Origin of the sequence: Sphingopyxis terrae subsp. terrae NBRC 15098 (assembly GCF_001610975.1) — a bacterium.
GTDB classification, from domain to species: Bacteria; Pseudomonadota; Alphaproteobacteria; order Sphingomonadales; family Sphingomonadaceae; genus Sphingopyxis; species Sphingopyxis terrae_A.
Map to the genome: position 1 here is coordinate 2,711,095 of NZ_CP013342.1, position 21,730 is coordinate 2,732,824.

General features: G+C 66.8%; 11 protein-coding genes. 4 read left to right on the forward strand and 7 right to left on the reverse strand.

Annotation, left to right across the window (positions count from 1 at the left end):
* The first annotated feature begins 16 nt into the window (after nucleotides 1-16).
* The 4 genes from AOA14_RS13035 to AOA14_RS13050 are packed head-to-tail and all read left to right on the forward strand — an operon-like array spanning nucleotide 17 to nucleotide 6,180.
* Nucleotides 17-2,452 (forward strand): cyclic nucleotide-binding domain-containing protein, encoded by a 2,436-nt coding sequence (locus AOA14_RS13035; protein WP_062902118.1) that lies wholly within the window; start codon nucleotides 17-19, stop codon nucleotides 2,450-2,452.
* Complete coding sequence (locus tag AOA14_RS13040) at nucleotides 2,452-3,345, forward strand: hypothetical protein (protein ID WP_238929655.1); 894 nt, start codon at nucleotides 2,452-2,454, stop codon at nucleotides 3,343-3,345. The genes AOA14_RS13035 and AOA14_RS13040 overlap by 1 nt, the downstream gene beginning before the upstream one ends.
* Nucleotides 3,346-3,355: 10 nt before the next feature.
* Entirely contained in the window at nucleotides 3,356-5,293 is a 1,938-nt protein-coding gene (locus AOA14_RS13045; RefSeq protein WP_062902119.1) for a cytochrome c3 family protein, read from the forward strand.
* A 38-nt stretch (nucleotides 5,294-5,331) separates the two neighbouring features.
* On the forward strand, nucleotides 5,332-6,180 hold the full coding sequence (locus AOA14_RS13050) for a metallophosphoesterase (RefSeq protein WP_062902120.1): 849 nt from the start codon (nucleotides 5,332-5,334) through the stop codon (nucleotides 6,178-6,180).
* Here the strand turns inward: AOA14_RS13050 and AOA14_RS13055 are convergent.
* From AOA14_RS13055 to AOA14_RS13085, 7 genes are all read right to left on the reverse strand, one after another.
* Nucleotides 6,177-6,938: a haloacid dehalogenase type II gene (locus AOA14_RS13055; protein ID WP_062902121.1), complete on the reverse strand. Its 762-nt coding sequence runs from the start codon at nucleotides 6,936-6,938 to the stop codon at nucleotides 6,177-6,179. The two genes, AOA14_RS13050 and AOA14_RS13055, sit on opposite strands and share 4 nt — an antisense overlap.
* Nucleotides 6,939-7,011: 73 nt before the next feature.
* Complete coding sequence (locus tag AOA14_RS13060; protein WP_062902122.1) at nucleotides 7,012-7,971, reverse strand: D-2-hydroxyacid dehydrogenase; 960 nt, start codon at nucleotides 7,969-7,971, stop codon at nucleotides 7,012-7,014.
* Nucleotides 7,972-8,079: 108 nt separating this feature from the next.
* Nucleotides 8,080-9,534 carry a cysteine--tRNA ligase gene (gene cysS, locus AOA14_RS13065; protein WP_062903160.1) on the reverse strand — a complete coding sequence of 485 codons (1,455 nt, stop codon included), beginning with the start codon at nucleotides 9,532-9,534 and terminating at the stop codon, nucleotides 8,080-8,082.
* 52 nt (nucleotides 9,535-9,586) lie between these two features.
* Entirely contained in the window at nucleotides 9,587-17,077 is a 7,491-nt protein-coding gene (locus tag AOA14_RS19850) for a translocation/assembly module TamB domain-containing protein (protein ID WP_062902123.1), read from the reverse strand.
* A 2-nt stretch (nucleotides 17,078-17,079) separates the two neighbouring features.
* Nucleotides 17,080-18,714, reverse strand: a complete 1,635-nt coding sequence (locus AOA14_RS13075) for a ShlB/FhaC/HecB family hemolysin secretion/activation protein (protein ID WP_062902124.1) — start codon at nucleotides 18,712-18,714, stop codon at nucleotides 17,080-17,082.
* Nucleotides 18,715-18,891: 177 nt separating this feature from the next.
* Complete coding sequence (locus tag AOA14_RS13080) at nucleotides 18,892-19,656, reverse strand: hypothetical protein (protein ID WP_062902125.1); 765 nt, start codon at nucleotides 19,654-19,656, stop codon at nucleotides 18,892-18,894.
* Entirely contained in the window at nucleotides 19,643-21,730 is a 2,088-nt protein-coding gene (locus AOA14_RS13085; RefSeq protein WP_082819926.1) for an adenylate/guanylate cyclase domain-containing protein, read from the reverse strand. The genes AOA14_RS13080 and AOA14_RS13085 overlap by 14 nt, the downstream gene beginning before the upstream one ends.

Sequence of the window (21,730 nt, forward strand, 5' to 3'; positions counted from 1 at the left end):
CGCGGAGCAATCGCGCGTGAGCGAGGCGGTCAAGGTCGCGATCATCGGATCGGGCCCCGCCGGCCTGAGCGCTGCGGCGCGCGCGGCGCAGCTCGGGCTGGCGCATGTGCTGCTGGAAAAGACCGACCATCTTTCGGATACGATCTTCAAATATCAGAAGGGCAAGCGCGTCCTCGCGACGCCCGAACGGCTCGATTTGCGGTCCGACTGCCGGTTCGCCGAGGGCGCGCGCGAGACGATCCTCGGCAATTGGGATCAGGATGCCGCGAACAACGGCGTCAATGTCGCCTATCAGGCCGAGGTCGTCGAGGTATCGGGGCAGAAGGGCGCCTTTTCGATCAAGACCGCCAAGGGCGCGGTGATCGCGGCGGAAAATATCGTCCTCGCCATCGGCACACAGGGCAATCCCAATCGCCTGCGCTGCGACGGATATGATCTGCCGCACATCATCTATCAGGTCGACGATCCCGAGGATTTCAAGAACCAGCATATCACCGTGGTCGGATCGGGCGACGCGGGGATCGAGAATGCGCTCGGCGTTGCCGAGGAAGCGCTGGAAAACACCGTCACCATTCTGAACCGGTCGAAGGATTTCGCGCGCGCCAAGGCGAAGAATGTCTCCGACATGATGGAGGCGGGCGAGAACGGCTTTCTGTCGATCCGCACCGAAACGCAGCCCAAGCTGGTCGAGCCCGGCTGGCTGACGCTGGAAACGCCGAACGGCGACGAGCGGATCGAATGCGACGTGATCGTCGCGCGGCTGGGGTCGGTCGCGCCGCGCGGCTTCGTCGAATCGATGGGGATCGAATTTACCGGCCCGGACCGCGAAGCCTTTCCCAAATTGTCCCCGACCTTTGAATCGACCGTTCCGGGCATTTTCGTGATCGGCGCGCTCGCGGGCTATCCGCTGATCAAGCATTGCATGAACCAGGGCTATGACGTCGTCGAGTTCATCAACGGCAACAGCGCGCTGACCCCCGCCGACGAAAAGGATCTGGCGGCGATCTTTGCCGATTTGCCGCAGAAAAAATCGGTCAGCGAATGGCTCGACTATCTGCGGACGCGGGTCCGCATCTTCGCCGATGTGTCGCCGCTGCAGATGCGCGAATTCATGCTCGATTCGAAGGTCGCCTTCTATCGCCGCGGCGAGGTGGTGTTCGAAAAGGGCGAGCCGGGATCGTCGCTGTTTGCGATCGCCGACGGTCATGCCGAGGTGGAAGTGGCGCCCGGCGTCACGGTGCCGATCGAACAGGGGTCGATCTTCGGCGAGGTCGGGCTGATCTCGGGCCGCAAGCGCGGCGCGACGATCCGCGCCGGCGAGGACAGCATCTTCGTCGAGGTGTCGCGCACCGCCGCGCTCAAGCTGATGGCCGCGGTGCCGGGGGCGAAGCGCGTCATCAACCGCATCTCGCTCGAACGCCAGTTGCTGCAAATCTTCAAGGGCGGCCTGACCGTCGACGATCTGCAGGAGGTCGTCGACCAGGCCGAGGTCGTGCGCGTGCCCGCGGGCAAGGTGGTCGTGACCGAAGGCGAGCAGGGCGACGATGTCTATGTCATCCGGTCAGGCTCGATGGTCGTCGAAAAGGATATCGGCGGCAAGCCGATCTTCCTGCGCTATCTGCCCGCCGGCAGCTATTTCGGCGAGATGGGCGTGCTCAGCGGCGAGCCGCGCAATGCGACGGTCAAGGCCGCGGTCGGCAGCGAGGTCATCAAGCTGACCGGCGAAAGCTTTCGCAAGATGCTCGCCGCGCGGCCGCAGGTGCGCGCCGCGACCGAGGCGGCGGTCGCCGAACGCGCGGCGATGAACGCCTTCATCGAATCGCGCAAGGCGAGCTATTCGAGCGCGGTCGATCTTTATTCGGACACCGCCAGCTTCATCATGAAGGAGGGGCTGGGCGAGGCGACCGATGCGCTGCTGATCGACGAAAATCTGTGCGTCGGCTGCGACAATTGCGAAAAGGCCTGCGCCGACAGCCACGAGGGACTGTCGCGGCTCGACCGCGAGGCGGGCAAGACCTTCGCGCATCTGCATGTGCCGACAAGCTGCCGTCACTGCGAACATCCGCATTGCATGGCCGACTGCCCGCCGAACGTGATCCACCGTGGCCCCGACGGCGAGGTATTCATGGAACCGGGCTGCATCGGCTGCGGCAACTGCATGCGCAACTGTCCCTATGGCGTGATCCGCATGGAGGCCGCGCCGCCGCCGAAGCCGGGGCTGCTTAGCTGGCTGCTCTTCGGCAAGGGGCCGGGGCCGGGCGAGCCGTCGCCCAAATGGACCAAGAAAAAGCTCGGCGATGAAAAGCCCAAGAAAATCGCGGTGAAGTGCGACATGTGCAAGGGCATCGCGGGCGGGCCCGCCTGCGTGCGCGCTTGTCCGACGGGCGCCGCGATCCGCGTGTCGCCCGAAGAGTTTCTGTCGATCGCGCGGCTCGAGGAGGATGCGGGCTGATGGCGAGTCTGTTTCCCAGAAGGCTTTTGGGCCGCCGCAACCGGGCCACGCAGACCGAACGCGTCCGCGAGCGCAAGCATGAGGGCTTTCTGCGCTACGCCAATTTCCGCTGGGCGAAGATTTCGGGCGGGCTCTGCCTGCTCGTCATCACCTCCTATGCGCTGATCGACGTGACGCCGCGCCCCAATGGCGGAAGCTGGTACGGCTATACGCTCGGCACCATCGGCGCGTTGCTGATCCTCTGGCTCACCGCGCTCGGCTATCGCAAGCGCAAGATGACGCGCGATGCCTGGTCGCTGAAGGCGTGGACGTCGGCGCATGTCTATCTGGGGCTGAGCCTGATCGTCATCGGCACCTGGCACACGGGTTTCCAGCTCGGCTGGAACGTCCATACGCTCGCCTGGGCGCTGATGATGCTAGTCATATTGTCGGGGCTTTATGGCGTCATCGTCTATGCGACGCTGCCCGCCGCTCTATCGAACAATCGCGACGAGATGACGCAGATGCAGATGCTGGAGGCGATCCGCGCCTTCGACCGCCAGCTGCACGCCGCCGCGCAGCCGCTGTCGCCGGAGGACACGGCGCCGGTGCTCGCCTCGCTCGACGAAGATCCCTTTGCGGGAGGTATCAGGGCGCGTCTTTCCGGGCGCTATCCGAAGGACGCGACGGCGGCGGCGCTGCGCGCGCTGTCGCTCTCGCACGGGGGCAACGCCGACGCGCGGCAGAAGGTCATCGGACTGCTTTCGCAGAAGGAGGCTGCGCTGGCCCGCCTGCGCGCCCACCTGCGCATCCGGGCGATGCTGGAAATCTGGCTCTATGTGCATGTGCCGCTGACCTTCGCGCTGATCGCGGCGCTGTCGGCGCACATCATCAGCGTCTTCTTCTATTGGTGAGGCGGGGATCATGAGCTTTATCCTGCGCCGCATCTCGACGACCAAGACGGGCAAGCAGATCGTTCGCGATCAGCCGCTGCCCGGTGCCAGCATCACGCTGGGCCGCGACGGGGGCAACACGATCCACGTCGCCGATCTGGCGGTGAACCCGCAGCATGCGACGATCAGCAGCGCCGACGGCCGCCATGTGCGGGTGCAGGCGAGCGAGGGGCTGGGGTTCGACCTCAACGGCCGGACGCTCGACACCGCCGACATCGACAGCGCGGCGGGGGCCGAACTGCGCTTTGGCGGCCACCGGCTGACAATCGCGCGCGAAGGGGAGAATATCATCCTTCTCGTCGAGCGGATCGACGAACTGTCGCAATCGTCGAAGGATGTCGACGAGGCCCGGGCCTTTTCGCTCGCCGCGGTAATGCCGGGGCGCCGCATGGGCGCCTGGGCCTTTGCGCTGGTAGTGCTGCTCGCCTTTCTGGTCGGGCCGATCTGGGCCTGGCACAGCTATCGCAGCGTCGATGTGCGGCCACAGGGCTATCATGCCGACAAAGCGTGGCTGTCGGGGCCGCTGTCGAGCGCGCACGCCAGCCTGAAGAATGATTGCCAGGCCTGCCATGTCGATGCCTTCGTCGCAGTAACCGACAAGGCGTGCGTCGGATGCCACACGGGCGAGCATAAGGCGATGAGCGCGAGCCATGCCGATGCCGCGACCGCGATGCTGCTCGCCGCACGGCACCCGCCGGGTGTCGGCGAGAAAGTCCTCGCCGGCTTCGCCAAGGCGTTCAACAAGCCGCAGGGGCGCTGCGTCGAATGCCATACCGAACATGAAGGCGCGGGGCCGATGCCGCCGACACCGCAAAAATTTTGCGCCGATTGCCACGACGGCATGGCTTCGCGGCTCAAGGCGGCGGGGTTCAAGGTCGATGTCGCCGATGCCGGCGATTTCGGTACCGCGCATCCCGAATTCCGCCCGCTCGTCCGCGCGGCGCCGGGCGCTAAGCCGGCGCGGGCGATGCCCGGCACGGGGCCGCTGGTCGATTATGACGGCCTGAAATTTCCGCACGACGTCCATCTCGCCGCCAACGGCGGGGTGGCGCGGATGGCGGCAAGTTTCCGCGGCCAATATGACTTCGGCAAGAAGCTCGAATGTCAGAATTGCCACCGCCCCGATGCCGACGGGGTACGGATCAGGCCCGTCGTGATGGAACGCGACTGTGCGATGTGCCACAGCCTGGCCTTCGAAACCGTCGGCGGCGTTACCCGGACGCTGCGTCATGGCGAGCCCGATCAGGTCGTGGCGGACCTATACGCCTATTATCGCTCGACCCCGCCGAGCCGGCCGCTGCAACTCGGCGGTATGGAACGGCGGCGACCCGGCCAATATGCCGAGGGTCAGCTTTACAATATCTATTTCCGCGAGGTCGCGGTGCGGCCCAATCGCGCCGCCGATGCGGTGCGCGCGGTCTTCTCCAACGGCGGAGCCTGTTACGACTGTCACACGATTTTTGCCCCCGCATCGGGCAACAATTGGCGGGTGATGGCGGTGAACCAGACCCCCCGCTATCTGGAAAAGGGCTGGTTCGATCACGATGCGCACAAGGCTACGAAATGCGCCGACTGTCATACCGCCGCGCCGGGTTCGAAGGCGGCCAGCGACCTGCTGGTGCCGGGGCTGCGCCAGTGCCGCGACTGCCATGTGGGCGAGGGCGGGGCGCGGCTGGTGAAGGTCGAGACCGCGACCGAATCGCCGTGCGCCATGTGCCACGAATATCATTCGGACGGCGGTAAACCCTGGATGCCCGCCCGTCAGCGGAAGGTTAACAGCGCGGCAATCACGCATAAACCTCTGGCTGCTATCTATGATGTGAGCCTGATCACAGGCACCGAGGGGCGGGGCCTTTATGATGTGACGTGGCGCACACCTTCCTTGCACGGGGCAAGGCGGGGCGGGTGAGATATTGAAGGCCGCCAGCGGCCGAGCAGGGGACGGATATGCTGATCGCCCAGATCACCGATATCCATATCGGGTTCGATCCGGACAATCCGGCCGAATATAACCGCAAGCGGCTCGACGATGTGCTCGACGTGCTCATCGAGGGCCCAAACCGGCCCGACCTGTTGCTCGCGACCGGCGATATCACCGATCGCGGCGATGCCGACAGCTATCGCCGGCTCGCCACCGCCTTTTCGCGCTGCCCCTTTCCGGTCTGGCCGAGCGTCGGCAACCATGATTTGCGCGACAATTTTCACGCGCAGTTTCCGGGCTTCGACGACGGCAATGGTTTCGTGCAATATGCGATCGAATTGCCCGACGTGCGGCTGGTCACGATCGACACGCTGGAGGAAGGGCGCCACGGCGGCGCCTTTTGCGACGCGCGCGCCGCATGGCTCGACGCCGAGCTCGGCCGCGATACTGCCAAGCCGACCTATATCGTCATGCATCATCCGCCGGTCGAGAGCGGCATCGAGTGGATGAACACCCATCCCGACGAACCATGGGTGCATCGCTTCACCGATGTCGTGCGCGGCCATCCCCATGTCCGCGGCCTGATCTGCGGCCATTTGCATCGCAGCGTTACCGTGGCGTGGGAGGGGCGGACGGTCGCGATCTGTTCGTCGACCGCGCCGCAAGTGTCGCTCGACCTGCGCCCTATCGACGAAAATCATCCCGACGACCGCCCGATGATCGTGGCCGAAGATCCGGCCTATGCGCTCCATCGCTGGAACGGCCGCGAGCTCGTCAGCTTTTATGACCATGCCGGCGCGCACACGATGCTCGCTAAATATGACGCGCGGCTGCAGCCGCTGGTGCGCGAACTGAAGGCGGAAAGGCCGGCTTAGGCGAGACCGGCAAGGGCAAGCACGCCCTCGATCCCCCGGCTCGTGATCGCCGGTTCGACGCCCAGCGGTTCGGCGGGGACGCCGAAGCGGTTGACCCAGGCGGTGCGATAGCCGAACCAGGTCGCGCCTACCGCATCCCACCCGCCGAATGCCGCAAAGCCGATCTGTTCGCGCGGAATGTCCCACGCATCGAGCGCCATCGCATAGGCCTTGGGCGATGGTTTGAAAGCGCTCACGCGGTCGGTGCTGAGCGGCGCGTCGAAATAATGGGCAATGTCGTTGCGCCGCATGTTGGCGGTGAGCGAGTCGGCGCCGAGGTTAGACAGAAAGGCAAGGCGAATTCCGGCGCCGCGCAGCGTTTCAAGCGCCGGACGCACATCGGGCCAGATGTCGAGCGCGTCGTAAGCGCCGACAAGCGCCGCGCGTTCGGCGTCGCTCAGCGTCACCTGCATCGCCGCGGCGGTGTGCCGCAGCGCCGCGTCGGCGATCGTGCGGAAATCGCTGTACCGGCCGGCGGCGGTTTCGAGCCAGCTATAGCCGAACAGCTTGGCCGACCATTGGGCTGCAACGGCCTCTCCCTTGTCGCCGACGATGGCTTTGACGCGCGCCGCAACGCCGCGCCGGTCGAATATCGGAAAGCCGTCGAAGCCGATCGCGCGGATCGGCGCGGCCGCGGCGGCGCGCGCGGGAAGCGCGGTGGCGACGGTCGAAGCCGCGGCGCCGATCAGCAAGGTGCGGCGAGGAAGAACGGGGAGCATGGCAATCCTTTGCGCGACGGGAGAGGTCTCTTTCCATTCGCGCGAAAGGATCGAAAGGTGACGGCGCGGGCGATCAATAACCCAGGGTCAGGTCGACCTGTGGTTCGACGGCTTCGCCCCTGTGCCAGCGGTCCAGGTTTTCGAGGAAGCGCTGGGCCGAGCGGACGAACATCTTGTCCTGCGCGCGGCCCGACAGGTGCATCGTGACATGGGCGTTGTCGAGGCTCCACAACGCATCGTCGGCTGGCAGCGGCTCGGGGGTCGTCACGTCGAGGAAGGCGGCGGCGATCTGCTTCGCGTCGAGCGCCGCGACCAGCGCATCCTGATCGACCACGCTGCCGCGGGCGATGTTGACGAGCGTTGCGGTCGGCTTCATCGCGGCAAGTTCGGCGGCGCCGATCATGCCATCGGTTTCGGGCGTCGCCGGAACCGCCAGAATCACCCAGTCGAAGTCGCCCAGTTTCGCGCGCCACTGGTCGGGCGTCAGCGTGTTGGGGTCTCCTGAGTCTTTAGGGGGCGACCGGCGCACGATGGTCACATCGACCGCGAAGCCCTTCAGCCGCTCCTCGATCAGCTTGCCGATCGCGCCATAGCCGAGCAGCAGCGCCTTCGATCCGAACAGTTCGACCTTGCCCGGCGAATCCATCAGCCATTCGCGGCGATCCTGCGCCCGCACGACCTCACGATAGCCCTTGGCCACGGTCAGCATTCCCATCACGACATATTCGGCGATGGTGATCGCGTTGATCCCGGCGCCGTTGGTGACGACCGTCCCGCGCTCCGCGAGCAGATCGAGCGGCATGCCATCGACCCCGGCATAGATGGAGTTGAGCCATTTCAGCCGCGTCGCGGCGGTGATCGTTTCCGCCATGTCGTCCTTGTCGTACATATCGAACCAGCCGATCTCGGCCTCGGGCGCCATCGCCATCGCCTCGTCCTTCGTCGTGAAGAAGCGCGGCTCGACCCAATCGGGCAGGCGGCCTTCGACCAGCGGGCGGATCAGGCCGGACAGGACGGTGACGGTCTTGGTCATAAAAATCTCCCCTCCCGCTTGCGGGAGGAGCCGGGGGTGGGCCAGTCCTGCACTGCGGGCGGGCCCTTCATGCCCACCCCTAACCCCTCCCGCAAGCGGGAGGGGAACTTAATTTTCCAGCCGCCAGTCCCAACCGAGCGGATCGCCGTCCATCACCTCGACGCCCGCGGCGATCAATTCGTCGCGGAGCTTGTCGGACGTGGCGAAATCCTTTGCCGCGCGCGCTTCCTTGCGGCGGGCGAGGGCGGTTTCGATTTCCTCGTCCGTGATCGTCGCCGCTTTGGGGCGGATGCGCAGATCTTCGCGCAGCAAATCCAGAAGACCGATGCCCAGAACCGCGTCGATGGTCCCGATCGCGGCGCGCTTTTGTGCGGCGTCGATCCTTTTCATCGCGATGACGTCTTCGAGCAGCGTCAACGCGACCGAGGTGTTGAGGTCGTCCGAGATGGCGGCGTCGAACTTGTCGAGCAGGTCGGTCAGTCGGCGATCTTCGACCGCTGCGGCGGGAATGTCGCGCATGGGAGCGACGCCCATAACCAGCCGTTTGAGCCGCGTGAGCGCGGCGCCCAATCCCTCCCACGAAAATTCCAGCTCGCTGCGATAATGCGCCTGCAGGCACATCAGGCGGTAGGCGAGGGGGTGGTAGCCCCTGTCGATCAGTAATTGCAGACGCAGGAATTCGCCCGAACTCTTCGACATCTTGCCGCTGCGTTCGACGAGGAAATTATTGTGCATCCACATCCGTGCGCCGCTGTCGGCCGAGCAGCTATGCGCCTGGTTCTGGGCGATTTCGTTCGGGTGGTGGATTTCGCGATGGTCGATGCCGCCGGTGTGGATGTCGAACGGAAAGCCGAGCAGCGCCTCCGACATTACCGAACACTCGAGGTGCCAGCCCGGCGCGCCGCGGCCCCAAGGCGAATCCCATTCCATCTGGCGCGTTTCGCCCGGCGGCGTCTTGCGCCAGATCGCAAAATCGGCCGGATGCCGCTTGCCGTCCACGGGGTCGATCCGGCTTTCGCCTTCGTCAGTCCCGTGGCGCGCGAGGCGGCCGTAGTCGGCCACGCTCGTGGTGTCGAAATAGAGACCGCTGTCGAGTTCGTAGCAATGTCTGTCCGCGATCGCTTTCGCGAAGTCGATCATCTGCGGCACATAGTCGGTGGCGATCGACCAATGCGCCGGTTGGCGGATGTTCAGCGCCTTGATGTCGGCCCAATAAGCCTCGGTATAATGGCGCGCGACGTCCCAGATCGACTGGGCGCGTTCGGCCGCCGCCTTTTCCAGCTTGTCCTCGCCCGCATCGGCGTCGTCGGTCAGGTGGCCGACGTCGGTGATGTTGATGACGTGGGTGAGCTTGTAGCCCTTGTAGGTCAGCGTCCGGCCCAGCGTGTCGGCGAAAACATAAGCGCGCATGTTGCCGATATGCGGATAATTATAGACTGTCGGCCCGCACGAATAGACGCGCGCTTCGCCGGGGTGGACGGGCGCGAAGGGCTCCAACTGGCGCGTCAGGCTGTTGAACAGCCGCAGCGGTGCGCCGGAAGCGGGGGCGGGGGTATCGGTCATGACCGCGCCCATGCCCCGGCCCGCCCGTCGGCGTCAACTGTGCACACGCGCGTCAGGGCGTCGTCGGCGTCCACAGATCGTCGTTGCCCGCGCCGGTAACCGGATCGTCGAGCAGCGGCGCGCCGCTCAGCGGATCGATGCCGCGGATCGTGATGAGCGGCACGGGCAGGCCGGTGCCGCCGCCGTCGCCGTCCTCATCGCCGCCAACCTCGTCCTCGACGACATCCTGCACGGGGAATTGATTGCCCGGATCGATGAAGGTGCAGCCGCCGGTGCTGATGATCAGGCACCCGTTGAAGGTCGACCGCATGTCGATCGTGCCGCTGGTCGGGGCCGAACCGTTGACGGTGAGGAACGGGATGGTGTCGAGCCCGGTGACTTGCCCGTTGGCGCCGAGCCGGACGCCGTTGATGACGATCCGCACGCCCGAAGACGGCGCATCGACGTTCAGCCCGCCCGCGGCGAAGGTCAGCCCGCGCCGCTGTGCGTAGTCGGTCCCGGCACCGCTGTTCTGGACATAGAAGCTGCGGGACGTCGTGACGTTGATGCCGCCGGCGAACAAAGCGCCTTCGTCGCTGGTGACGCCGTCATTCTGTGCGAGGCGCGTGTCGATCGCGCTGGTCGAGGTCGCTGCTTCGACATCGGTGATGGCCGCCGCGGTGGCGACGAAGATATCGTTTCCGCGCAGATCCAGCACGCCTTCGGGAGCGCCATTCGCCGAAAGACGGATGCTGCCCTGACCCAGAATGATCTCGACACGATCGTCGCCCGAAAGCGTCAGCCGGTTCGCGCTCGTCAGACCGGTCAGTTCGACCGCGCCGATCACGCGTGCCCGCCCCGGCGTCTGCAGCGTCAGCGAGCCCGCCGCGCCCAGATTGGTATTGCCCGCCAGCGTGAAGCTGTCGACGATCAGGTCGGTCGCCGCTGCACCGTTGGGCGCGTTGACGGTGATGTTCGTCGCGAACAGCCGCGTCATCTCGGTCGCGTCGGCGTGATAGCCGTTCTGCGTGCCGTTGCCGCCGACGAAGGTGGGCGCGGCGCCATTGTTCGTTAGCGTCAGGCTCTGCGTGGTGCCGGCGGTTCCGACACGGCCCTGTCCGCCGATCACGATGTCGTTTGATGTCAGCGCGATACGCGGACCGCTGACGACGCCATCGACCTGAATGGCGCCGCTTGCGGTCGCGTTGAGGTCGCCGCCCGCCGACAGGTCGGTGAGGGCGATGCTGCCGCCTGTCGCCGCGAGATCGGCGCTGCCCGCCACGCTGCCGCTTGCGATCGAAAGATTGCCGGTCGAGCGGATCAGCGCGTTGCCGACATTGGCGGCAAGCGACGCGAATTGCATCGCGCCGCCGCGAATATCGATACTGTCGCCGCTCGCCGTGATCGGCCCGGCCGCGTTGAGCGCATCGACGCCGACCGCGCCGTCGCTGCTCGTGAGGGTGGTCGTCCCGTCCGCGGTGATGGCGCCGAAATCGATGGCGTCGACGGCCGTCAGCGCGAGATTGCGGCCCGCAGCGATGGCGTCGCCACTGATCGCACCCGCCGAGGTCGCGACGATGTCGTCGAACGCGTCGAGGTTGGTGAGGACCGTATCGCCTCCCTGCGTGCGGATGCTGCTGTCGCCGCCGGTGATGCCGAGGCCCAGCGTCGTGCCGCCGTCGAGGGCGATCGTTGTCGCAGCCGACAGCAGGATATCGTCGCCCGCCGAAAGGTTGGTCGCGTCGATCGATGCCGCCGACGACGTGATGTTGATGTCCGACCCGTCGATGCTCGACGTGCCTTCACCCTGACCGAAGGTGAAACCGTTCCCAGGCACATAGTTGATCGCGAAGCCGTCGAGCCCGGCGCCGGTTGCGTCGAGGCCGTTCGCGATGACCGTTCCGGCGGCGCGGACGTCGATGTCGTCGCCCGCCGTGACATTGGTCAGATTGGCGGTCGTGCCAGCAAGGACGAGCATGTCCTCACCGGCGGTCGCATTGGTGACGGTCGCCGCCTGTCCCGCGTTGACGCCGAACATGCGCGCCGCACCGCTGTCGGTCAGCGTGGCGTTGCCCGCGGCATCGGCGAAAATATTGCCGTCGGCGATCGCGCCGGTTGCCGGATCGACATAGCCGCCATTGGCCGTCGCCGACGCGTTGATGTCGGCGCCCGAGGTGAGCCGGATATCGCCGCCAGAGACGTAGCTGCCGCCGATATTACCCACGGCATCGACGACGATCGAGCCGGCGACATCGGCGCCGCTGATGCTTACCGCGCCGCCGGTGCCCGTCGCGAACAGCGGCCCTGCGCCGGTGACGGGACCGGTCAGTGCGATGCTGTTGCCGGACAGGATGATCGTGCTGCCCGCATCGATCGACCTGCCGGCGATCCCCTCCGCCCCCGGCGCGGTGCCCGAGGCGTTGAGCGTGACGAAGCCGCCCGCGCCGATATTCGCGAACTGGATCGACTCCCCGTCGACCGAGACATAGCCGCCCGCGGTGGAATTGCCGAGATCGACCGCGCCGGGCGCGGTGACGATGATATTGCCGCCGGTGATGATCGAATTGAGCCCGGTGCGGAAACTTGCCGCGCTGGCGATGAAATCATTGTCCGCTTCGGCATGTTCGACCGATCCCGCACCGCTTGCGGTCAGGAAAATATTGCTGCCCTGCAGGCGATCGACGCCGATCGGGCCATCGGTCGCGGTCAGCGACAGGTCGCCGCCCGCAACCAGGAACGAGCCGATGGTGCCGCTGATGCTCGATCCTGCGGTCGCAGTGAAATCGCCGCCGGTGCGGATCGTCGGGGGTGTGCCTTCGCCGAAATCGTGGCGGATATCGATCTGGTCGCCAGCTTCGATGGTCAGATTGCCCGTGATGTCGAACAACCCCGCCGCCTGCCCATAGACGCCGACCGAGCCGTCGCTGCGCAGCGATGCGTCGCCGCCGACATCGATCGTGCCATCGGTCGTCGCGACATAGATGCCGCTGGTCGCGACGTCGGTGTCGTTGTTCGTCGGATCGGCGATGCCGTAGGTTTCGGCATCGAGGCTGGCGAAGTCGATCGTGCCGTCGGTGCGGATCTCGATCCGGCCAGCGAGCGCGCCGCTTGCGACCAGCGCCGTGTCGCCAAGGTCCATCGCGCCGGGCCCGGACTGGGTGGCAAGCGCCTCGATGACGATACGTCCGCCGCGATCGGCGAAGACCGCGCCGTTTGCGCCATTACCACCGTTGCCGCCGGCATCGACATTGCCGTCACCGCCGATACCGCCGTTGCCCGATGTGCCGGCCACGCCGATGTTGACCGCGGCGCCGGCCGAAGAGATCGTCCCGCCATTGGCAAGCAGATGGACGACGCCGCCCGAACCTGCACCACCATCGCCGCCGTCGCCGCCGGTGCTGCCCGGCACCTCGCCATTGAAGGCGCCGTTGCCGCCATCGCCGCCGGTGCCGCCGCTTGCCAGCGTTACCGGCCCGCCATTCGCGCCGGCGAGGGTGAGCGTCGCATTCTCGCTCGCGACAGCTTCGATCGTGCCGCCGGTGCCGTCGCCGCCGTTGCCGCCATTGGGTCCGACGGTGTCGAGGAAGAAGGTGGAATTGCCATCGCCGCCGCGTCCGCCGGTGCCGCTGGCCAGAAAATTGGCCTGGGTGATCGACGCCGCGCCGTTGGCGCCGGTCGCCTCGACGCGCGCCGTGCCGCCGGTTGCCGCGCCGCCATTGCCGCCCGCGCCGTCAGAGCCGGTTCCGCCGCCGCCGCCGAACGCCGTTGCGTCGAGCACGACACCGAGCGGCCCGGCGTCGAAATCGGTCACGATCAACTGGGCGAGACCACCCGTCGCCGCGCCGCCGTCGTTGCCGACCGAGCCATAGCCGCCAAGCCCGCCCGACGCAGATGCGCGCGCCGTCAGCGTGTCCGCGACCCCGACCGCCGAGGCAAGGTTGATCGTCGCCGTCCCGCCGGTGCCCGATCCGCCGCGGCCGCCGACGCTGATACCCGCGGGCGCGCCGAAGCTGCCCGAATCGTAACTGTTGCCGCCGTTGCCGCCGATTCCGCCAGCGTCCGCGATCAGGTCGCCGGTGTCGATCGATCCGTCGGTTATGGTGATCGATGCCTGACCGCCTATACCCGCGCCGCCATCGCCGCCGTTGCCTGCTGCAATCCCGAGGCTGCTGAAATCGCCGCCGCTGCCGCCGCGGCCACCCGCATAGGCCGCCAACGTGCCGGTATCGATCGCGATCGGTCCGTCGATGACGATCGTCGCGGTGCCGCCCTGTCCATCGCCGCCGTTGCCCGCGGGCTGAACCGGGTTCGAGAAATCGTCATAGCCATAGCTGCCTTCGCCGCCGAAACCTTCGGCATAGGCGGCTGCGGTCGATGCGCCGAAGCTGCCGCCCGACAGGGTCATGGTCGCGGTGCCGCCGATACCGTTGCCGGTGCCGGTCAGCGTCGAGCCACCATATCCGTTGGCGGTGATCGACATGTCGCCGAAGCTCGCGTCGCCGCCGGTCTGCGTATAGCTGATTGTGCCGCCCTGGCCGGTGCCGCTACCGGACCCGGGTTGGCCGCCGAAGCCGTTGGCCGACAGGGCGAAGCGGCTTGCGCTCAGCGTGCCGTCGCTCAGCGTGATGACGACATCGCCGCCGACGCCATTGGCCGCGCCAGTGCCCGCTCCGCCGGGCGATTCGACATTGCCATAGCCGCGCCCCTCAGCATCGGCCGCAAAGTCGCCGAGCGTCATGGCGCCGCCATTCAGCACCTCGATCAACGCAGAACCCCCGAGGCCCACCGGGACCGCGCCGCCAGCGGGATCGGTGTTGCCGCCCGAATAGCCGCCCATCGACAGCCGGATCGTTCCGGCAAGATCAATCGTGCCGCCGTCGGCGTGAAGCCCGATGAAGCCGCCGAACCCGTTGGCGCCGCCGACGCTGTAGCCGCTCTGCCCATCGGCATTGAAGCTGCTGAACTGGCTCGGGTCGGTGGCGCTGATGCTGCCGCCGCCCAGCGCAAAAAGGTCGATATTGCCGCCCTGCGCGGCGCCGGTGGTGCCGGCCGAATTGGCCGAGCTGCCGTTGGCGGTCAGATAATAATAGCCGGCACCCACCGATCCGCCGTCGGCGTTGATGAGGATGTTGCCGCCGTCGCCCGTTCCGCCGCTCGTCGCCACCGTGAAGCCGCCGAAGCTGCCGCCGTCGGCGGTCATCTGCAGCATGCCGTCGGTGGTGATCGACCCGCCGCTCGTCGCGTCGATGCGGACGCCGCCGCCCTGGCCGTTGCCGATATTCTCACTGCTCGAAACGATGCCGCCGGCGTCGAGCTGGATATAGAAGGTGCTGTCGATCGTTGCACCGTTGCTTGCGGACAGGCTGACGGTGCCGCCCTGCGAGTCCCCCGAGACGCCCGTATCGCCGCCCGAACTCGAGGCGCCGCCATTTTCGCCGTTGGCGAGAACGATCAGCGAGTTGAGATCGAGGGTGAAGGCGCCATCGGCCGACACCGACGCATCGCCGCCGGTACCGTCGCCGCCCTGCGGCCCCGTGGCCGCATTGGCGCCGCCGCCGAGGCCGCTTGCCGACAGATAGAGGTTCCCCGGCGCGATCTGGGTCGAATCGTCACCGCTCGAGCTGAAGGACGCGGTGCCGCCGACGCCGTTTCCGGCGGAGGCGGAGAAGATCGATCCGCTCGAACTCGACTGGCTTCCGCCGCCAAACCCCTGCGCATTGATGTCGGTCGAACTCGATATGAAGGTCGTGCCAGGCCCGCCAGCGGTGATCCGCGCCGTCCCGCCTGCGCCGTCGCCCGAGCGGACAAAGCCGGTCTCGCCCTGACCATCGGCGGTCACGCGAACGAAGTTGCTGGCCTGAACCGTGGCGCCGTCGGAGATATCGAGCGTGGCTGAGCCGCCCTGGCCGTCGCCGCTGTCGTCGGTGACCGTGGGGCCGCTTGGCCCGACATAGGCGCCGCCGCCGAGCGCGCCGGCATCGACGATCAACGAGCCGACATTCATCGCGCTTCCGGGACCGCTGACGCTGATGCTCGCGGTTCCGCCGATGCCGGTTCCGCCAGCGCCGCTGTCGGTAAATCCGCCGAGGCCGCGCGCGCTGACCGTCACGCTATTGGCCGACACGCTGCCGCCGTTAAGGACGGTCAGACTGGCATTGCCGCCCTCGCCAACGCCGGTCACGACATTGGCATCGCGCGAAGCCGACACGAGGATGTCGGTGCCCGCCGCCAGCTGTCCGCCGTCGACGGTGATTGCCGAGGCGGCTTTCGAACGGACGATGAACTGGCCGGTCGCGCCGACGGCCTGAACCGCGCCGACGTTGATCGTCGCGCTGTTGTCGCCCTCGAACAGGGCATTGCCCTCCACGAGAATCCGGCCAAGCTGCGGCGGCGGGACGAAGGCTCCGCCGACCGGCGGAATCGTATCGATGGGCTGGCCCAGAAAATCGCCGCTGGCGTGCGCGAAAGTGCGGCTGCGGAACAGCGTGTCGTTGACCGTGATATTGGCGCCGACGCTGCTCGCCGACGCGGTGTCGATCGCCCCACCGGTAATGTTATAGCCCGCCGACAGGACGACTGCGCCGTCGGAATCGGTCACGGCCGAAACGGCGTCCTGATAGCCGATCTGGCCCGACACGAGCATCGACACGGCGTCATTCTTGGGAATGGCGACCATATAGATGCGCTGGGCGCCGCCGCTGACCTGCTGTTCCGGTCCCGTCGTGACGCCGCTGTGGCTGATGACCTGACCGCCCTCGGCGCCGGTCAGGACGTTGATGTCGAACAGGCCCGCGTTAATGCGGATGTCGGCCTGTTCGGCGGCGACATAGGCCGCTGACCCGTTGACTTCGACACGGCCGTCCTGGACGATGCGCGGGGCGACGAGCGCGACATAACTGCCGCCCGCCGCGCCCATATCGGCAGTGATCGAGGCGCCTGCGTTGATACGGATCGCAGCGGTGCTGCCCGATGCGCCGCGAAAGCGAATTTCGCCCCCCGGTCCGAAAAGACCGCCCGTCGTGTCGATATCGTTGGCGGTGAGGACAAGGCTGCCGACGTTGATCGCGCTGCCGCTGTTCAGCAGGATGCCGCCGGCGTTGTAGAACCAGATGCTGCCGCCCGGCGCGCCCGTCGCGGTGTCGGTGCTGTTGATGGCGCCGCTCAGCGCGATCTGCCGGCTCAGCGATCCGCCCGATCCGTTGACGAAGCGATTGAGCACCACATAATTGCCGTTGCCGCTGAAATTCCAGACGTTGCCGGCCGGCAGGAAGTCGATGTCGCCGCCGGTGGGAGCGTTGTCGGTCGGAACCCAATTGATGATCGTCTGCGATCCGCCCGTGGTGACGGTTGTCGCGCCGGGTCCGGGCGGCGAGATGGTAGCACTTCCGCTCACGACGGTGCCCGTCCCGGCGACCTGCGCCAGCGCCGGCCCGCCATAGGCAAGCGCGGCAAGGCCCGCGGCAATCGCGCAGCCCTGCAACAATTGGCGCTTCGCCGTCCGTGCGGCGGGAAGGCTGGTGTTTGCGGTTTTGCGCATGGCGGTCGTTTCCGGTTCGAATTGCATGATCAACGAGCCCTCACACCGAATTGCGTCGTCAGGGACAGCAGGAAGCGCGGGTCGGGCTTTTGCGCCATCAGCGCTGGTCGGTTCAGCGGCACCGCGACGGTCATGTCGAGCCGGCCGAGCGTGCCGTAGGCAAGCCGCACGCCGCCACCGGCGGAGAACAGCTTTTGCGGATTCAGGCCGTTGAAGCTGCTGTCCTTGTTCCAGACCCATGCCGCATCGAAAAAGGCGAAGGGCTGGATGGCAAGCGCCTTGGTATTGGCGGGGACGAACGAGCCGTAGCGGGCCTCGGTCGTCACCGCGACCCCGCTGTCGCCGATCACCGTGCCGGGGTCGAAACCGCGTCCGACGGTGAAATTGCCGCCCGAAAATTCTTCATAGGCGACGAGCGGATCGCTCGCCCATTGCGCGCGCGGCGCCACCGACAGGGTGAATTTGGGGGTCGGTCGCCAGTCGGCCTGTGCGTTGGCGCGCAGCACGAAGGCGTCGGGTTTCGCCTCGATACGGGTCAGCGGAACCGCGCCGGGCAGGAAGCAGGCGGTGCCGCCGGGGCCGCAGTCCTTGCTGGCGCCCAGGAAATCGACGCCCTGGCGCGCTTCGAGCGAGGCGCCGAAGGCCCAGCGCGGTTCGGCGGGGGTGTAGCCGTGCCGGCCCGCGATCGATGCCGGATCGGTCCAGTTGCCATCTATGTGAAGGTTGAATACGCGCACGCGATCGCGGTTGAGGGGGACGCCGCCGATGGCGATGTCCTGATCGATGATGTCGAGCCCGCCGCCGATCTGAATTCGCTTCGCCTGCGTCAGCACGAGCGGATAGCCGGCGAACAGGCTGATGATCTGCGTATGCGATTTCAGGGGCAGCGTCGCGACATCGGGGCGCGTCCATGCATAGGTATAGCTGCCGCCAAGCCGCAGACCTTCGCCGCCGACACGCATTTCGTGCGACAGTTGCAGCACCTGCTGCTCTTCGAAATCGGCGGTCGAATACAGGCTGACGGTCGTCAGGTCGCCCAAGCCGGTCAGGCCGGCGGCGCGCGCGCGGACCATGCCGCCCCAGCGGCCGACGTCGTGCGATCCGAAATTCTGGATATTGGCGTCGAAAGCGAAAGGTGTGCGCGTGACCGTGACCTCGCCGATCACTTCGCCGCGCACTTCGACGCGCGCAAGGCGTGCCGAGAGAACGTCAAAGCGGACGATGCCGTCGCTGATTGTCTGAGGCGGGACGCGCACCGCGGCGAGATAGCCCTTGGCGCGCAGCAGCGTCGCGGCGCGGTCGCGAATGTCGCACACGACCGCGATCGGCAGATCCTGGCCGACCTTGTCCGACCAGGCGGGCGCCAACATGGCGGTGTCGATCCCCGGCGCGGCGGAGAATTCGGCGCTACGCAGCGTCACCCGGACATTGGCGAATTCGGGCGCGGCGAGCGGGCAGGGGGCGTGTTCGATGCTATCGTCGGCCGACACGACGCGCTCGCCCGCCGGGGCGATCGGCGGCGGCGCGCTGCGGTCGATTTCCTCGCGCGTCGGGACTGGCGGCGCGCTTTGCGCCGATGCAGCGGCCGGCGCCATCAAGGCGGCGATCGCCACCGAACCGGCGAGCGCCGCACCGAAACCTGTCCTGTCGCCCTTGACCGTCATACTACCCCCAACCCCGAGCGCAGGCGTTTGCAAACGCGCTCCAGCGATCCTGCCGCCCCCACGGGCAGCTAGACCAATTTATCGACCCAAGGAAAGGACTTGCGGCTCTATCCGGCCGCATAGTCTGCAACAAATATCAGACCGGCGCGGCCCCTTCAATGCCCGCCAGCCGTGCGTTCAGCCGCCGCTCGCTTCGGCTTCCGCCATCGTGTCGACGAGCCGGTTGAGCTGCGGGGTGCAGCCCTTTGCCATCAGCGCATCGACCGACGCGTCGGGCGTCGCGGGCACCTCTCCCATCGGCTTGAAGCGGATGGTGACGGGGGCGCTGAGCCCACCGCCCGACAGGCGATAGTCGACATCATATTTGACCGGCATCGCATCGGACGGCCATTTGCGGAAATTGGCGCCGACGACGAACGCAACGGTCTGCGTCTTGCCGTCCTGTTCGATCTTCAGCAGCTCGTCGGTGTCCATATAGGGACGCCACAGCATCAGCGTCGCGGGATCGGCGACGCAGAAGGTGCCGGCTTCGCGATAGTCGATAAACCACAGGTTCGGCGCGCGCAGTTCGGCGGGCTTGGGTTCGTCGGGACCGCGCGAAAACCCGCCGCGCGATCGCATCGACGGGCCGCTGGCGAGCATCCGCGTCACCGCGCTGCCCATCGTCTGGTTCGACTGGATCGGGCCGCTGGCGCCATAGGTGCCGGGCCCCGACAGGGTGCGCGTCTTGCCGCCCTGCATCAGCACGATCTTGTCGCCCGCCACCAAGGTCAGCTTGTCGCTGGCTTTCAGCTTTGCGCCGGTCGGATATTTGGACGCCGACGGGCCGGTCGATCGCACGACCATCGATTGCGCGGCGGCGGTGCCGGCAACCGCGAAGGCAATGGCGGCTGCGGCGGCGGTCAGGCCCAGGCGGCGGGTCCGGAAGTCAGGAAAGGACATAGCTTTCTCCCTTGTCGGTATCGTTCAGGCGTTCGATCAGGAACATGATGGATAAATCCTTACCCCATTCGGCCGCCAATGCTGTGGCGCAGGTCACATAGGCCTTTTTATCGCCTGCCGCGTGCGCGGCAACCAGCGCGGCGATCGCGGCGCGCTGATCGGGGCGAAGGTCGGCGCGCGGGGTAAAGACGTCGACCGGCTGCGCTCGCCCGCGCAGTGTCACCCGGCCCATCGGCACCAGATCGTCGCGCCCCGAACGCTCGGCGGCTTCGGCCGAGATGAGGACGCCGGTCTTCAGGCTCTTGTTCGCCGCCTCCAGCCGCGAGGCGGTGTTCATGCTGTCGCCGAGCGCGGTATATTGGATGCGGTCCTCGCCGCCGAAATTGCCGACGATCGCGTCGCCGACATGCAGGCCGACGCGCGTCATGCCGATCGGCGGCACGCCCTCCGCCATGTCGACGCGAAAGGCTTCGCCCGCCTGGTACATGGCGACCGCCGCCGCCGCGGCGCGCGCACCATCGTCGGGGCGACTGATCGGCGCCCCCCAGAAGGCGACGACCGCGTCGCCGACGAACTTGTCGATCGTCCCGCCATGTTCGAGGACGATGTCCGACAGACGGTCGAGATATTCGTTGAGCAGCCGCGCCACCGTCTCCGGCGTCACCGCATGGCTGAGCTTGGTAAAGCCTTCGAGGTCGGTAAAGACGCAATAGATGTTGCGCCGTTCGCCGTGCAGCGAGAGCTGGTCGGGATCGCGCATGATCTGCGCGGCGACATCGACAGGCAGATATTTGCCGAGCGCCGACTGCGCGAAGGCGCGCTGACGCGAGCCGATCGTGCGCGCCGCCGTGCCGACCGCCGCATAGCCGAGCAGCCATCCGACCGCCCAGCCGAAGGCGGGCAGGGTCGTCGTGTCGATGCCGTGGCGATGCAACCAGAAAGGGAAGGCGACGAAGAAGACAAGCTGCCCCAGAAAGGCAAGCGCGACCCAGCGCGCACGCATGTCGATCAGGCTGGTCAGTCCCCCGGCGACGACAACGAGGATGGCCAGCACCCACAGCGACGGGCCCGGCACCGGCGCCGGCCAGTCGCCGTCGAGCTGCTGCGCCAGCATATGCGCATGAACTTCGAGCCCGATCATCGTTTCGTGAAGCCCGGTGATCGGATCGACAAAGCGGCTCATCGGCGTGTTGAACTGGTCGTTGTCGATGATGTCGCCGCCGATCAGCACATAGCGTCCGCGCACCAGCTCGGCGAGGCCGGCGAGCATTTCATCGTCCATCGGCACCGCAAATGTGTCGATCGGGATATTGGCGAAGACCGGCTCTTCCTGTCCGGCATTGGCGCGGGCGGGCAGGAGGAAGCGGATATTGCCCTGATAATCGGCGTGGGCAGCGTCGACCGGCGCCAGCGCATTCGCCATCAGCGGCGGCAGATTCTTTGGCCGGTCGGGCCAGCGGCGGATCACGCCGTCGCCGTCGGTGCGGAACAGGACGCTCGTCGGCCGGGTCTTGCCGGTGCGCACGTCGGCGATGAAGGACTGCAGGAATTTCTGCTGTTCGTAGAAGATGGTGTTCGGATTGCTCGCTTGCTCGGCATAGGCGAGCCAGGTCGGCGTCGTCATGGCGCGCAACTGCGTCTTCAGCAGATCGTCGTCGGGGCGCGGCGAATCGAAAGCGATATCGATGCCGATCGCTTTCGCGCCCATGCGGTCGATATTGGCGAGCGCGCGCGCCAGCAGCGTCCGGTCGAGCGGCGAGCGGATGCCGGTATTGAACAGCGTTTCGTCATTGTAGGTAATCATTACGATGCGCTGATCCTGCGCGACGTGCGGCGCCATCAGCGTCGCGCGCGCATCGTAGAGCGCGCGTTCGGCATCGTTGACGAGCGGCATGTCCCAGCTGAAGCGCGCGAACAGTGTCGCAACGATCAGGAAGAGGATCGTCGCGGCCATCCGCGACGGGCCGAGCTGCATGACCAGCCGCCGGATCCGCTTGCGCAGCGGGATCGTCGCCGGGCCGTTGGCGGCCGGCATTGCGTCGGGCGCGGCGTCCGGGGCGATGCTCGCGGCCAT

Excerpts from the sequence above, each read along its gene's own strand:
- AOA14_RS13075 (WP_062902124.1), bottom strand. The coding sequence starts at position 18,714 with ATGACGGTCAAGGGCGACAGGACAGGTTTCGGTGCGGCGCTCGCCGGT.
- cysS (WP_062903160.1), bottom strand. The coding sequence starts at position 9,534 with ATGACCGATACCCCCGCCCCCGCTTCCGGCGCACCGCTGCGGCTGTTC.
- AOA14_RS13045 (WP_062902119.1), top strand. The coding sequence starts at position 3,356 with ATGAGCTTTATCCTGCGCCGCATCTCGACGACCAAGACGGGCAAGCAG.
- AOA14_RS19850 (WP_062902123.1), bottom strand. The coding sequence starts at position 17,077 with ATGCAATTCGAACCGGAAACGACCGCCATGCGCAAAACCGCAAACACC.
- AOA14_RS13040 (WP_238929655.1), top strand. The coding sequence starts at position 2,452 with ATGGCGAGTCTGTTTCCCAGAAGGCTTTTGGGCCGCCGCAACCGGGCC.
- AOA14_RS13055 (WP_062902121.1), bottom strand. The coding sequence starts at position 6,938 with ATGCTCCCCGTTCTTCCTCGCCGCACCTTGCTGATCGGCGCCGCGGCT.
- AOA14_RS13085 (WP_082819926.1), bottom strand. The coding sequence starts at position 21,730 with ATGGCCGCGAGCATCGCCCCGGACGCCGCGCCCGACGCAATGCCGGCC.
- AOA14_RS13050 (WP_062902120.1), top strand. The coding sequence starts at position 5,332 with ATGCTGATCGCCCAGATCACCGATATCCATATCGGGTTCGATCCGGAC.
- AOA14_RS13080 (WP_062902125.1), bottom strand. The coding sequence starts at position 19,656 with ATGTCCTTTCCTGACTTCCGGACCCGCCGCCTGGGCCTGACCGCCGCC.
- AOA14_RS13060 (WP_062902122.1), bottom strand. The coding sequence starts at position 7,971 with ATGACCAAGACCGTCACCGTCCTGTCCGGCCTGATCCGCCCGCTGGTC.